Below are 14,399 nucleotides of genomic sequence, written 5' to 3'. Positions count from 1 at the left end.
TCATTTCGGATGGCGAAGGCGCGGGTTGGCGATGATTGCCGTGACGTCCGCAATGATGTTGAGGCTGATATAGACGGTAGCGAAGATCAGGCCGACCGCCTGCACCACGGGCACGTCGCGTTTGGTGACATGATCGACCAGATACTGGCCCATGCCGGGGTAGACGAAGATCACTTCGACCACGACGACGCCGACGATGAGGTAGGCGAGGTTGAGCATGACGACGTTGATGATCGGCGCGATGGCGTTCGGGAAGGCGTGCTTGCGGATGACCGCAAAGGCCGAAAGGCCCTTGAGTTCCGCCGTCTCGACATAGGCCGACTGCATGACGTTGAGGATCGCCGCGCGGGTCATGCGCATCATGTGGGCGAGGACAACAATTGTCAGAGCCCCTGCAGGCAGCGTGATCGCCTGCAATCGGTCAAGGAACGGCATGCCGTCATAGACCGTTGAAATACTAGGGAAGATCGGCCATCTGACGGCGAAGAAATAGACCAGAACGTAGCCGACAAAGAATTCCGGGAACGACGTCGAGGCGAGCGCCAAACCCGAAATAAGCTTATCGACCCAGCCATTGCGGTAGCGCACCGCGATCAGGCCGAGACCAATCGCCAACGGCACTGCCACGACCGCCGCCCAGAAGGCAAGGAACAGGGTGTTCCACAAGCGCCCCTTGATCGAGGTGGCGATATCCTGGCCGCTTGACATGGAAGTGCCGAGATTACCGGTCAGCACACCGCCAAGCCAGTGGAAATACCTGATGTAGGCAGGATCGTTGAGCCCAAGTTGCTGTCGCAAATTTGCTAGCGCAACTGGGGTCGCGGATTGTCCAAGGATGGCTTGTGCGACGTCGCCGGGCAGGATCTGCGTGCCAGCGAAAATCAGGATCGAAACGGCCAAAAGCAGAAGCAGGCCCAAACCGATGCGCTGAGCTATGAGTCTGATCATCGGGGGTGCTCCACCTCGGTAAGATCATTGCAGCAATTGAGGTGCAAGCCGCAAACACTCCCCAATTCACTCATAGTCACCATCCCAGCACCACGCCGTCCTTCCTAGGATCTGATCCGCCGATGAGAAAACCGCTGTCGCGATCAATGACAATAGCTTGACCCGACCCGTGGGGGTCGGTCGCGTCGCTTACCTCGTGTCCATAATCGCTCAAGCCCCGGCGGATGCTGTTGGAAATGCCGCGCTCAGCCAGCAGCGTGCCCGTGTCATCCCAAAATATGCGCCCGTGATCCAAGGCTGCCTGGGTATCCATGCCGTAGATTGCCATGTTGGAAAGGATGTGGGCCTGGCCAATCGGCTGGAACGCTCCCCCCACGACGCCGAACGAGATCGCCGGAGATCCGTGGCGCATTGCCATGGCTGGAATGATGGTATGCATCGGTCGTTTGCGGGGACCGATCTCGTTTGGGTGACCCTTTTCGAGGGTGAAGCACGCCCCCCGGTTCTGCAGCGCAAATCCGCCCTTCGGGGTTACCACTCTGGAGCCAAAGCCGTCATATACAGAGTTGATGAAAGATACCGCGCGTCGGTCGCGATCCACGACCGACAGGTAGACGGTATCGGATTTTGGCAGGCGCGGCAGTGAGATGGCCGCATTTCGGCGGACTGGGTCGAACATTTTAGCGAGCGCGGCTATGTAGGGTTGCGACAACAGCGTCTCGGGAGACACCAGCATCGTCGCGGGATCGCTCACGAAACGGTCGCGCACGCCATACGCCAATCGAGCGGCTTCTATTTCGATATGGAAGCGCTCGGCGCTGTCAGGTGAGCAATCGGCTGCGCCGAGCGATTGAATGAGGCGCATCATGATCAGCGCCGCAATTCCCTGTCCGTTCGGCGGTATCTCGAAAACATCATAGCCCGCGAATTCGGCGGATATCGGCGTAACCCAATCGGCCGTAACTTCCGAGAGGTCCTCTTGTGTCAGAAAACCGCCCCCGGCTTGCACTGTCGTCGCGATTTCCTCGGCGATTTCGCCTTTGTAAAAGGCATCGGCCCCGCCGCGCGAAATCGCGCCAAGCGTCCTCCCCAGGGCAGGAGCGACGAAGCGTTTACCAACCGCTGGGGCGGCACCCTGGCTCAGCCAGTGCTGAGTGGCGCCTCGGTCTCGCCTGAGGTCGTCGACGTAATTGGCCCAGTCCCGTGCAACCCTAGGGAAGACGGGGAATCCCTGTTCCGCATATCCAATCGCGGGCGAAAACAGTTCGTCGAACGACCTTGTCCCGAACCGCAACAACAGTGCTTCCCAAGCCTTAACCGCCCCGGGCACAGTCACGGTCAAGGCACCGAACTCCGGCATCCTCTCGTAGCCCATGGCGCGGTATCGCTCAGGCATGGCGCCGGCCGGTGCACGGCCAGATCCGTTCAGTCCATGGATAGAGCCGTCGGGTTCGACAACAATTGCAAAGCAATCGCCCCCAACGCCGGTCATGTGGGGTTCCACCACACTGAGCGTCGCGGACGCTGCAATAGCAGCATCCACAGCATTGCCCCCTCGCCGCAGGATGTTCAGAGCGGTCGCAGTCGCCAAAGGGTGCGACGTCGCCGCCATTCCGTTTTCTGCAAAGACGGTCGATCGTCCCGGAAGCTGAAAATCACGCATGTCGAGTTGGCCTTTGAGCGAGTTGAAGCCGCATCCGAAAAGGGCTGGACCCGGATATCTCGAAGACCGTGAGCACACTTGACAAATTCGGATGCATTCGCGCCTAAAACGGCAGTCTGCTTCCTGCAGCAGAGGTTTCCATGGCTGTCGAGGCCCGCAGGAAAGCTCTGGTCCTGCCTTGCCTCAAATCGAGCCACATCAGCCTCGTCCTGAGTTTGGCCAGCGATGTTGGCGGCCGGGCAATGCCGATGCGCAAGATCGCATCAGCCACATGTTAGCTTGGATCCACATAGCGGCATTTATGCGCAAGCGCTCGACTGACCTCCCCTGTTCGGGAGTTCCTAGAATACGCTTCCCATGCTCAAGTGAGGCATATCATTCACGCATATCAGCCACAGTGATTGGTATTGGTAATGATAGGGGCGGTATGATGGACTTCGATATGTCGGAACAAGACGTGTACCCCAAAGCGCCTGAAATTCGGGGGTTGCGGGTTCAAGGACGAAGTCGCGACCTTTGGCAAGAGATGGTCAAGGGTGTCGATCTGACCCTCGAACGTGGCGAGGTCTTGGGCTTGATCGGCGAGTCCGGCGCAGGGAAGTCAACTCTCGGACTTGCAGCGATGGGATATGCCAGACCGGGCTGCCGGATCTCCTCTGGAACCGTGATGTTCGACGGCATAGACCTTGCGCGACAACTGCCGGCGGAGCTTCGCAAGATATGGGGTCGTCGCGTAGCGCATGTGGCCCAATCGGCGGCACACTCATTCAATCCCGCCCATACGCTGCTGGATCAATTCACCGAAGCGCATATCTGGCATCATCTGCTCAGCCGGGACGACGCGCAACGCAAGGCGGTGCAGCTTATCCGGAGTATGCATCTGCCCGAGCCGGAGGTCTTCGGAAACCGCTATCCGCACCAAGTCTCAGGCGGTCAGTTGCAGCGCGCAATGACCGCTATGGCGATGGCATGCAATCCAGATCTTTTGATTTTCGATGAGCCAACAACAGGGCTTGACGTGACGACACAGATTGAGGCCGTACCTGCGACTAGATGGCGTTGACGCCGGCTATGGCGCCGCGAAGATATTGCATAACGTCGACCTGACAGTGTCCCGCGGTCGCACTGTCGCCATCGTCGGCGAGTCCGGCTCCGGCAAGTCCACCCTCGCCAGGGTCATCACCGGGCTCCTGCCGCCTACCCGTGGTACGATAACGTTCAGCGGCTCTGCCCTGCCGCCTACGGTTCGACAACGCTCGACAGAGCTGATGCGGCGTATCCAGATGATATACCAGATGCCGGACACCGCGCTTAACCCGCGGCGGCGTGTACGTGACATCATAGGCAGGCCGCTGTCTCACCAAATGGGCTTACGAGGTCCGGCGCGCCGCAAACGCATACTGGAGCTTCTGGAGATGGTCGAGCTTGACGGGCGCTTTCTCGATCGGCTGCCGGGCGAGCTCTCAGGAGGGCAAAAACAGCGAATCTGCATAGCTCGCGCGCTTGCGGTCAATCCCGAACTTCTAATTTGTGACGAGATTACCTCGTCGTTGGATCAGATCGTTGCCGGGGAGATCCTTAAGCTCTTGATGCGACTGCAAAAGGAACTTGACGTTTCCTATATCTACATCACTCACGACCTGAATACGGTAAAGGCGATTGCCGACCAGATAGTTGTCCTATCTGATGGGTGTGTGGTTCAAAGTGGCTCGCGGTCCGAGGTATTGACCCCGCCCCATCATCCTTACACAGCCAAGCTTTTGGCATCGGTCCCTCAAATGGATCCTGATTGGCTAAGCGGGCTTTTGTCCAGAAAGTAAGGATCCTCGCAGCCTGAGAAGCAGGAGCCGAGCCCTGTCACCCACTGGTCGATGAGCGGCGTGACGGGCAGGATTACGCACGGTCCCTAGGACTTGGATCCGGTATGGCCTACAGCTTGGTTCGTCGACAGCGTGTACGAGAAGCTGTCGATTGCTGCAATCAGCAGCTTTGAAAAGTTCGCTGCGGCCCTGTCCGGTGTAGACTGATTGGGTGCAATAAGGGCGATCTCGCTTTCGATCGGCGAAGCAAACGGCCTGATGGTCGCCCCAAACGCCCTCGCAAAATAACCCGCGGTCAAAGAGTCCACAATTGCAACGCCTAGGCCGCCCATCGCCAAATATGCCGACGTGAGCGAGTAGTAGCCTTCAAGCTTTGATCGACGGCCGATGATCTCGGCCATCTTCGCGTCTTTACAGTGCATCGATATGTAATTCAGTCCAGGCACGATCAAGTCCATTTCGCCGAGCCGTCGTATCGATACTGGTCGCGAATCCCCCGACAAGGCTTTGTTTTCGGGAGCGGCGAGCAAAAAATACCTCACTTTTCTGCGAGCCAGAACAGCTACATCGCTGATATCAGAGAGCGGATTCACAAATCCCAGGTGAAACCGCTTGGCCCTGATCCATTGGACAATTCGCTGCGAGTCATGGAACTGGAACGATATGGAAAGTGTGCTGTGGCTTGACCGCCACTGTCTTACGGCGTGAGGCAGAACCTCCATCATCGTCGCTGATGCGATTCCAATTGATAGTTGTGTGCGATTGTACTCCCCGATCTCTCGGGCCGCCTGGGTGATCTCAGCAAGGCCCCGAAAGGAAATGTCCACCTCAGCAAACAGCATTTCGCCCTCCGCTGTAGGTATGACGCCCCGGCTTTTCCGCACGAAAATCGGATATTTCAACGCCTTTTCTAATCTTGCGATCAGCCTCGTCACGTTGGGCTGCGACGTGTTGAGCATCCTGGCAGCGGCCGAGAATGAGCCGCTTGTGACCACTGCACGAAAAGCCTCAATTTCACGAAATCCAAGCATTAATGCCCCATATCAATCTCGCATATCATGAGACGATATACGTATTTGTCATTATGGGAAGACTATGGTGAAATTGGTCCTGTTGGAGCACTTAGGGCACGTTATGGACATTCTCATCCGCCTGCCGAATTACCTGATCGGATCGTTTGGTCAAAGGGACGGCCTGCCCTGTTGAAGACGGGAGCTCACTCGATCGGCCTCCGACTCTTCCCCCTAAAACTTAACCTGAAATCGGCTCGGCAGTTCAAGGACTCCCGCAGTTTCAAGCGAGATACCCAGGACAAGCATGACTTTGACTTTCACCGATACAAGACGGGCCAACCTTCAGCGCCTCCTCGCGCCACGCTCAGTGGCATTGATCGGCGGCCAGACGCTCGTCTCGGCTATCGAGATCCTGAAACGCGCCGGATACCAGGGCGAAATCCACGTCGTGAATCCGGTCCGGGCGGAGGTCGGAGGAATTCCCTGCGTGCCCAGCATATCCGAGTTGCCTGGAGCGCCCGACGCCGCCTTTATCTCCGTCAACAAGAACCTCTCGATAGAGGTCGTTGAGGCCCTCCGTCAAAAAGGTGCGGGAGGGGCCGTCTGTTTCGCCGCCGGCTTCCGTGAGATGGGCCGCGAGGGAGCTAGCCTCGAAAGGAAACTCTCTCAAGCTGCCGGCAATCTGGCGATTGTAGGTCCCAATTCGAACGGACTCGTCAATCGGCTGGACCGCCTGGCGCTTTGGCCGATGAATGACCACGCTCCCCCGGTCATGGAAAAAGGCGTGGCAATCATCGCCCAGTCCGGAGGCATCGCCGGGATGTTTGTCCGAAATTGCAGGGGTGTGACACCAGCCGTGGCTGTATCCACGGGAAACCAATCCATGCTGCAGCCCGCCGATTGGATCCATGTCTTGGGATCTGACCCTCGCATAACGGCGATCGGGCTTTTCCTTGAAGGTCCGGGAGACGTTTCGGCTTTGGCCGAGGCGTCTGCTGCCCCGCGGCGACGGGGCATCCCGGTCATAGCGTTGAAGACAGGCAGAAGCATCCTGGGAATTGAGATGGCGTCCACCCATACGGGCTCGCTAGCGGGAGACGACGAACTGTTCGACGCACTTTGCGAACGGTTGGGATTTATCCGAACAAAAACTCTCGCCCAGTTTGCGGAAACCCTGAAGGTCTTTGACAAATTTGGCTCGTTGCCCGGAAACCGGATTACCGCCCTTACTGCGAGCGGCTCGGCCAAAGCCATGTTCGCCGATGCAGCGCTGGACCATAAGATCGAATTCCCGGCCCTCTCAAGCGAAGTGCGTGAGAAGCTTGCCCCGCAACTACCCGAATTTGCCAGCGTATCCAACCCGTTGGATTTCAACGCGGCTTATACAGGCACGGTTGGCCTGACACTCGAGAACGAACCGGCTCTTTATGAGTGCTTTCGCACCGTCCTTTCTGACGGGTTCGACTTTTCGTTGATGCATACAGAACATACCAAGTTCCATCCGATTGATGGAACACCGACAGTGCGAGCCTGGGCAAGAGCCGCCCAAGACACGGGCACGCGCGCGGCGCTGATCTCGCTCTTGCCAGAAAACATGTCGGACGACGCTAGCGCGTTCTGTGCGCAAAATGGGTTGTTAGCACTGCAGGGTCTCGAGGACGCCTTCGCAGCCATCTCTACAGCGGTCAAGCATGGAACAAGAGCTTTGTCCGGCACTGATGATGCAGGGATCGAACTGCCCCGTCCAATATCCAGAGGCGCCGGCAGGCAGTTGCTGGATGAAGCGGCTTCAAAGGAAGAGCTGGCAGCCTTTGGTATTGCCTTCCCCGACCGCAGGCTCGTCGACGCGAAGTCTGTCTGCGACGCCGCCCGCGACATTGGGTACCCAGTCGTCTTGAAGGCGGTCTCAACTGAGATCCCCCACAAGAACAAGGTCGGAGGCGTAGCCGTCGATCTCCAGAATGAGGAAGCACTGCTGGACGCGTTGTCACGAATGAAGACAGCACTGGCGAGCATCGCAATCGAGCCTAGCGGATACATCATTGAAAAAATGATTTCCGGCTCGACCGCCGAATTTATCGTTGGGATAAAGTCGAGCGAAATTTATGGCCACGCTCTCATAGTGGGGGCCGGAGGCGTCGAGGTGGAGCGGCTGTGGGATTCGACTGCAGTGTTGCTTCCTGCCTCCAAAACCCAAATCAGGACGGCGATCTCGAGCCTGAAGTCAAGCCATCAACTTGCTTCGTCAGCGATTTCGGCATTGACCGACTTCGCGGCGGCAATAGGAGATTTTGCGGTCTCGAACCGCATGCGCCTCGTCTCGCTTGACGTCAACCCGGTCCTCATGACCGACGGTTCGGATGTCATCGCGGTCGACGCGCTGATTGAATTGGAGAAGTTTTCATGACTGTCGATCCATTTGTCGGCGTATCCGGGCCAGACTACATCGTACCAATTGAGTGGGGTGCGATCCGCAGGTTTGCAAGGACCCTCTACAGCAGTCTACCTTCTTGGATTGACGACCCACAAGCAGTAGTCCCGCCGACCTTCCTGGTCACCGCTGGTTACCATTGGGGCTACATCCTCGAGCGTCCGCCAGCAGGCTCCGAACTCGCCGCCGTGGGGGGCGACAAGGGGCACATGATGGATGGAGAACAAACGTTCATCTTTCACGGCCCGCCACCGCGTGCCGGCGATGTGTTGACCGCATCTACGAAAGTCGCCGAACACTTCTTCAAAACCGGGCGCGCGGGCGGCAAACTCGAATTTTTCGTGATGCAGACAACGTTCCACGACAAGAAGGGATGCCTTGTCGCCGAGTGGAGACCGACTACAATCCGCACCGAACATGCTGCAGCTCAATCGTTTGCCGAACGGTCAATAGACAGGCCTTTCTTCGTCCGTGGAGACGCCAGGTCCCAACTGGACAGGGTGACGCGGGCCGTCGCCGGGCCCCTCCCCGAGGCCGGGCCAGGCCCTGTAACCATGCCCGGTCTGACCCTTACCGACATGATCAGATACCAGGGCGCCTCAGGTGAAGACAGCACCTCGCACCACGACGGCCTGGCAGCACGAGCCAACGGGTTCCCCGAATTCTTCTCAGTCGGGATGCACCATGCCGGAGTTCTTGGCGCCTACGCGGCGCACTGGCTTGGACCTGAAAACGTTCGCCGGTTCAAGGCACGATTCCATGACATGATCTGGCCAGGCGACGTGCTCACATACTCTGGCAAGCCGTTGCAATTTGGCGACAGCAGTGAGGGTCGGACGCTGAATATCGAGCTTCAATGCACCCGGGACGGCGCACCAGTGGTTTCAGGATGGGCAACCTTCCTGGCGCCCCAATAAAGGAGTTTCACCCAATCGCCGCGGCCCCTTAGCAGAGGTAGGGGCGCAGATCACGGTCAGGCGAGGTCTCGTTGGCAAACGAACTTCGGCGGCGCTTGCAGCTTTTACGAACGCGACAGCAGGAAATGCCTTGTTAATTTCCCGCATATGGACGGTTAATCGACGACTTGGCCTAAGCTGCCGCGATCGTTGACCCTTGAACGACGTGGAAGCCGGACACGCTGTCGTCGCCGCCGGCGCCCCGTTGAGGCGTAACCGTGCCAAGCCCGCCAGGCGCTTCAAGGGGATCAGGAGTCCCGCGACGGTGAGCGTCTCAGCGCCTATGCCGAGGTTTTAGGGCCGCGGCATCGCGCTGACGACCGGCCTTTCAGCACGGTCGCGTGTGGATGCGTATCGATGTTGAAGGCCTATCGGCAGAGGCCAGAGGACCACGGTCGCCGGCGATCAGCATGTCGTTTCCCTGTCAACGGTGGTCATCTCCGAAAGCCGATCGAGCGTCTCTTGACGCAAGAGAGCAAGGTTGGAGGCGGCGGGCGAAAGTTTAAGCTAGTTTTCAGCCGATGTGAACCTCGTGAGGACGTTCAGGGTGAAGCGCTCGACAAAGGGGTCTCGCTTGATCAGCCCCACAACCCATTCGCATGTCGCGGCATTGAACACCTTGCCCTTCCCTCGGTTGAAAAAGACAATCATCCCCGATCCGCGCCGGACCGAGTCTAGCGCCTCGGGATCGGAGCGCCGTAAGCGCCGATGTGCTATCCCGCGCATGCTCCCGTCGCTGTTGAACAAGGTGGAACCAGGGTTGCCGTGATCTGGCTCCTCCGAGGTCGCAAGGCCCATGGCTACGATCTCCATGTCTTTCGGCGCGCCATCTTTCCCAGTCGCAAAAGGCAAACCGTTCTGGACAACGTAGTCGCAGCCGTCGACCTCGTAGCCGAAAATCTTCGAAGCGGCGCCGAGCTGGTCGCCATAATAGAGGTCGGTGCCTTCAAACGCCCAATGGTCCGGGCGATAAACAGTGAAGCCGCCCGAACCGCGTGGCGCGCAGCCTCCCCAACCTGCCAGAACGCCGCCCCCGCCATTCAGTCCAAAGGTAAGCGCGCCAGGACGATTGACCTCGATGTCTTCCCAGCCAACCGTCAGCAAATGGCTGTCTTCGGTACTGCGAATCGGATCGTCCTGGCCCTTCGATTTGTAGCAAACCTGCTGCGTCCCGTTTTTCTCGATGCGGATCTGCCAGATGAAATTGGCGCCGAAGCGTGCCACGTGCCCGCCCGCGTCGACGTAACGGTCGACGGCGTCTCTCATGTTCCAGCTCCAATACTCATCGTGGCCGACGAACACCACGCAACGATAATTGGTCAAAAGGTCCGGATCTGCATGGAGATCGTGCTGCGTTGCCATGTCGACCGTAAATCCGTTGGCTTCGGCCCACCGCAGCATATGCCTGTCATAAGTGGCCCAACCCGCTGAGGCGTATTTCTTGCTGAACCCGTTGGCGTATGCCCATTCCATATGTGGATAGCGGACCGCAGCGCCCATGGGCGGAGGCTCCGACAGTACCGCCCTTGGCGCACCTACCGGCAGCCAGGCGAAGCCTCTGCTAAAGGGGCGCAAAGTACTGACAACTGGAGAGAACTCATTCTTTTCAGGTCCAACGATACCTTCGTAGAAGTTTGATCCGCCCCAATCGTTGTAGGCGACCCAAGTGCCTGTGGCAGCTATCAGCAGAATGGCGTCAGGTGCCGAGGGTGCGGCAGCCCTGATGATGACCGGGAAATGATGCTCTATCTCGCCCCTGACATCGTCTCGGCCCTTGACGTGGATGATATAACCGCCGCTACGCCACTCCGGCGTCACCTGGATCTGGAGCGCCACCGGCCAGCCACAGCCATTGACCGAACAGTCCTCGGGTGTCTCATGGAAGACGCCGGCAAGCCCATCGGAGCGATGAACCACCGTTTCATCCAGTCCGTCACGATATATCCTGAGATCAAACTCGCGCATCGTAGCGCAGGTGTGGATGTTGATCGTGTCGCCCGGCTTATAAGACAGCCGGTCTGCGTAGCACCACACGCCAAAGCCAGACTTATCGCTGGCCGGCAATTCGTGAAAGTTCTCCATAATCGAATTTGCCCAGCCGCCGTGGGTGGTGGTCGATCCACGGTTTTGAGACTTTCGATATGAAGTTGCAGACGTCATTTGGTAGCCTCGCAGGTTTGAGCCTGAAGGTACGACCGGAAAAAACTTCGAGTTTAACAATTCCGGCCTAACGGATCACGGATTCGGCATGCCATCGCAATCCTGGCCCGGCTGGATGGATCACAGCATCGATGCCTGGCCCGGACGGCGGGAAAATCGGTTCCGATTTGGAATAACATTGCTCCGAAAACGTCAAGCAGACGAATCTCGACGGAGCAGATTGTCGGCATATTTCTCGCTTTTTCGAGGTCCCGATGAATGCCCTAAAGCCAGGCCCCCATGCGCCAACACGGGGCGTAACCGTCCACGTCGAATGGCCGAACGCCACGTTCGAGAACTTTCATGAATTGCCGTTGGCAGACAAGACGCATCTTGGGGCGTGGTGCTACGCAGACCGGCTGTCTTACAAGCCGGGCGACACATTCAGGATCCACACTTGCACCACCGGGACGAAATACGACATCCGCATCTACCGAGACGGGGTCAAACAAACCGAAGTGTTCTCAAAGCTCGATATCCCGGGCGTCTTTTACAGGACTCCCAGGGACTGCTCGGTCAATGGCTGCGGCTGGCCAGTTGCTCTCGAATTCGAAACCCCGGCCTGGACTAGCGGCGGTTATATTGTTCACATTCGCGCCTACGACGATAAGGGACAGCATTTCGACCACCATTTTCCTGTTGTGGTTCGAGCGCCCTCGCCTTCGGCGCCCGATGCGATCCTCTTCATCACCTGCACTGGCACTGCAGTTGCCTACAATGATTGGGGCGGCTCCAATCACTATGAAGGCATCACGGGAGAAAATGGCGATCGCGCGTCTCCCGTCGTGAGCACGCTGCGTCCGTTCAGCCGCGGATTTGCATGGCTGCCGGAAGGCGCCCCTCGGATCCTGTTTTCCGATCCGCCATCGATGGGAGCTGCGATCCGCTATCCGCACATGGAATGGGCTTATGCGAATGGTTTCAGCAAGAAATATGCGTCCGCCGGATGGGCGTACTACGAGAGGCACTTCTTCCGATGGGCGGAGAAGCACGGCTACACGGTCGACGTCGCGACCCAATATGACCTTCAACTGATACCCGGTCTCCTGGAGGGCTATAAATGCGTGGTGCTGGTCGGCCATGACGAATACTGGAGCAAGGAGATGCGCGACAACTTGGAAAGCTATGTCGAGAAGGGCGGCAATGTTGCCCGGTTCGCCGGCAACTTTACCTGGCAGATCCGGATCGAAGACGATGGCGGGCGCCAGGTTTGCTACAAGACCGAAGCCTATCAGCATGATCCGGTCCGCGACACCGAGCGCAAACACCTGCTCAGCACGTCTTGGGAAGACGTCGAGGTCGGCAGGCCGGGAACGCTGACATTTGGCCTGAATGGGTCCAGCGGTATCTATTCCGGCTGGGGCGGCTGCGCGCCCCGCGCTTCAGGCGGGTTTACCGTCTATCGTCCCGAACATTGGGCTTTCGCTGGCACCGACCTCTACTATGGCGACCAGCTCGGCGCCGGTTCGAAAGTCTTCGGCTACGAGGTCGATGGCTGTGACTACACGTTCCGCAATGGCTTGCCATATGCGACGGGCAGCGATGGAGCGTCTCCAGATATGGAGATACTGGCCATGAATGTTGCGACGACTTTCGAAGCGGACCACGGCAATCCTGGCTCTACGCTGTTCATAGGGCACATGGACAGCGAGGGCGTCGCCTATCAGAAGCTTCGGCGCACAGACGATTCAGCGGTCGATTCTGTAAAGCGCGGCTCGGGCATGATTGTGTGCTTCGACCGCGGCAAGGGCACTATCTTCAACGCGGCTACGTGCGAGTGGGTTTCAGGCCTCCTTGGCAAGGATCCTTTTGTCGAAAAGCTTACGAGCAATGTTCTTGATCGTTTCATCGGACACGGGACCGCGCGTTGATCGTGGAGAGCGCACGTACCCCCTGCCGGAGGACTAAATGAGCAGAATTATCCAACGCACAGTCCATGACGTTCCAGAAACAGCAATTTCGGGAGACGGCATTTGGCTGCACCTTTCAGATGGCAGATCGGTCATAGACGGATCCGGAGGAGCCGCTGTCGCCTGTATCGGGCATGGGAACCGCCGGGTTGCCGACGCGATCGCTGCCCAGTCGGCAAAGATGGCCTATGCTCATACGGGCTTCTTTACATCCGAACCGGCCGAGGCGTTGGCTGATCTGCTTCTCGGTGACGAGCCGGGCGGTTTGACCCACGCTTTCTTTGTAAGTTCCGGCTCGGAGGCGATGGAAGCCGCGGTCAAACTCGCGCGACAGTATTTCCTGGAAATCGGTCAACCGAAGCGCTTCCGGGTGATCGCGCGACGGCAGAGTTACCATGGCGTGACGATTGGTGCGCTTTCCACAGGGGGACACTTGGCGCGGCGAGCGCCTTACGAACCTATTCTCAGCGAAGCCTTCAGTCGCGTCTCCCCCTGTTTTGCATATCGCTACCAGATGCCTGAGGAGAGCGACGAGCAGTATGTTGATCGGCTTGCGGCTGAACTGGACGCCGAATTTCAGCGCCTAGGGGCCGACACCGTTACGGCCTTCTGCGCAGAGACCGTTGTCGGAGCCGCTACAGGCTGCGTTACCGCAGTGCCGGGCTATTTCAAAGCAATGCGCGAAATTTGCGACAAATATGGCGCCTTGCTCATTCTCGACGAGGTCATGTGCGGGATGGGCCGCACGGGAACAACGCATGCCTGGGAGCAGGAAGGCGTTTCACCCGACATACAGGCTGTCGCGAAAGGCCTCGGCGGTGGCTATCAGCCGATAGGCGGCATCCTCGTCGCCGGCAAGATAATCGATGCACTCCGAGCCGGATCAGGCAGCTTTATCCACGGTCAAACCTATCAAGCACACGCGGTTGCGTGCGCTGGCGCCCTGGAGGTCCAGCGGATTATCCAGGAACAAAATCTTCTTGCAAACGTGGTCGAGGCAGGAGCCAAACTCGAGGCATTGCTGACAGACCGTTTAGGAAACCACAGACACGTTGGCAATATCAGGGGCCGGGGTTTATTCCGGGCCATCGAGTTTGTTCAGGACCGTTCATCCAAAACGCCATTCAAGCCAAATCTGAAGGTAAACGAGCGGGTGAAGCAAGAGGCATTCTCACGTGGTCTTTGCATTTATCCGTCAACTGGAACGGCAGATGGCGTCAATGGCGATCACATAATCGTCGCGCCGCCGTACATCGTCTCATCATCGGAACTAACCGACATAGTCGAGCGCCTCGGTGAGGCCGTGGACGCGGCGGTGGCGGGCCTTAGCGGCTGAGCTGAAAGCGACTGCGGTACGGATAGTTTCCCTCCGACACGCACGAAGCATTTCAGAGCTGCGGACAATTCCGGATTTGCGACGGTCGAGGAAAGTGCTCGGCCACGAGGCTTACCGCTAGCG

The 14,399-nt window shown here is 58.2% G+C and carries 10 protein-coding genes; 6 read left to right on the top strand and 4 right to left on the bottom strand.

What is annotated here, in order from left to right:
• On the bottom strand, nt 1–948 hold the full coding sequence (locus AC04SF_RS03550; protein ID WP_488476518.1) for an ABC transporter permease: 948 nt from the start codon (nt 946–948) through the stop codon (nt 1–3).
• A 76-nt stretch (nt 949–1,024) separates the two neighbouring features.
• Complete coding sequence (locus AC04SF_RS03545) at nt 1,025–2,611, bottom strand: gamma-glutamyltransferase family protein (protein WP_488476517.1); 1,587 nt, start codon at nt 2,609–2,611, stop codon at nt 1,025–1,027.
• Nucleotides 2,612–3,041: 430 nt separating this feature from the next.
• Between AC04SF_RS03545 and AC04SF_RS03540 the strand changes: the two genes are divergently transcribed.
• Entirely contained in the window at nt 3,042–3,674 is a 633-nt protein-coding gene (locus tag AC04SF_RS03540; RefSeq protein ID WP_488476516.1) for an ATP-binding cassette domain-containing protein, read from the top strand.
• Between the two features lie 25 nt (nt 3,675–3,699).
• Complete coding sequence (locus AC04SF_RS03535; RefSeq protein WP_488476515.1) at nt 3,700–4,431, top strand: ABC transporter ATP-binding protein; 732 nt, start codon at nt 3,700–3,702, stop codon at nt 4,429–4,431.
• Between the two features lie 86 nt (nt 4,432–4,517).
• Here AC04SF_RS03535 and AC04SF_RS03530 read toward each other — a convergent pair whose 3' ends face one another.
• The gene (locus AC04SF_RS03530; RefSeq protein ID WP_488476514.1) at nt 4,518–5,462 is read right to left on the bottom strand and encodes a LysR family transcriptional regulator; all 945 of its coding nucleotides are present in this window, start codon (nt 5,460–5,462) and stop codon (nt 4,518–4,520) included.
• Nucleotides 5,463–5,748: 286 nt separating this feature from the next.
• On the opposite strand from AC04SF_RS03530, the gene AC04SF_RS03525 reads away from it, so the two are divergent.
• Entirely contained in the window at nt 5,749–7,851 is a 2,103-nt protein-coding gene (locus AC04SF_RS03525) for an acetate--CoA ligase family protein (protein ID WP_488476513.1), read from the top strand.
• Complete coding sequence (locus tag AC04SF_RS03520) at nt 7,848–8,792, top strand: MaoC family dehydratase (protein WP_488476512.1); 945 nt, start codon at nt 7,848–7,850, stop codon at nt 8,790–8,792. The genes AC04SF_RS03525 and AC04SF_RS03520 overlap by 4 nt, the downstream gene beginning before the upstream one ends.
• A 546-nt stretch (nt 8,793–9,338) precedes the next feature.
• Here the strand turns inward: AC04SF_RS03520 and AC04SF_RS03515 are convergent.
• Entirely contained in the window at nt 9,339–10,991 is a 1,653-nt protein-coding gene (locus tag AC04SF_RS03515) for a N,N-dimethylformamidase beta subunit family domain-containing protein (protein WP_488476511.1), read from the bottom strand.
• Nucleotides 10,992–11,245: 254 nt separating this feature from the next.
• Between AC04SF_RS03515 and AC04SF_RS03510 the strand changes: the two genes are divergently transcribed.
• Nucleotides 11,246–12,901 carry a N,N-dimethylformamidase beta subunit family domain-containing protein gene (locus AC04SF_RS03510; RefSeq protein ID WP_488476510.1) on the top strand — a complete coding sequence of 552 codons (1,656 nt, stop codon included), beginning with the start codon at nt 11,246–11,248 and terminating at the stop codon, nt 12,899–12,901.
• Between the two features lie 37 nt (nt 12,902–12,938).
• Nucleotides 12,939–14,276: an aspartate aminotransferase family protein gene (locus tag AC04SF_RS03505; protein WP_488476509.1), complete on the top strand. Its 1,338-nt coding sequence runs from the start codon at nt 12,939–12,941 to the stop codon at nt 14,274–14,276.
• Nucleotides 14,277–14,399 lie beyond the last annotated feature (123 nt).

This window comes from Mesorhizobium sp. CNPSo 4671 (assembly GCF_057784245.1).
This window is presented reverse-complemented; position numbering and strand designations above follow the sequence as displayed.

Bases quoted from the DNA above. Each gene is read 5' to 3' on its own strand.
- AC04SF_RS03505 (WP_488476509.1), top strand. From the start codon at position 12,939: ATGAGCAGAATTATCCAACGCACAGTCCATGACGTTCCAGAAACAGCA.
- AC04SF_RS03510 (WP_488476510.1), top strand. From the start codon at position 11,246: ATGAATGCCCTAAAGCCAGGCCCCCATGCGCCAACACGGGGCGTAACC.
- AC04SF_RS03550 (WP_488476518.1), bottom strand. From the start codon at position 948: ATGATCAGACTCATAGCTCAGCGCATCGGTTTGGGCCTGCTTCTGCTT.
- AC04SF_RS03520 (WP_488476512.1), top strand. From the start codon at position 7,848: ATGACTGTCGATCCATTTGTCGGCGTATCCGGGCCAGACTACATCGTA.
- AC04SF_RS03540 (WP_488476516.1), top strand. From the start codon at position 3,042: ATGGACTTCGATATGTCGGAACAAGACGTGTACCCCAAAGCGCCTGAA.
- AC04SF_RS03530 (WP_488476514.1), bottom strand. From the start codon at position 5,462: ATGCTTGGATTTCGTGAAATTGAGGCTTTTCGTGCAGTGGTCACAAGC.
- AC04SF_RS03545 (WP_488476517.1), bottom strand. From the start codon at position 2,611: ATGCGTGATTTTCAGCTTCCGGGACGATCGACCGTCTTTGCAGAAAAC.
- AC04SF_RS03525 (WP_488476513.1), top strand. From the start codon at position 5,749: ATGACTTTGACTTTCACCGATACAAGACGGGCCAACCTTCAGCGCCTC.
- AC04SF_RS03515 (WP_488476511.1), bottom strand. From the start codon at position 10,991: ATGACGTCTGCAACTTCATATCGAAAGTCTCAAAACCGTGGATCGACC.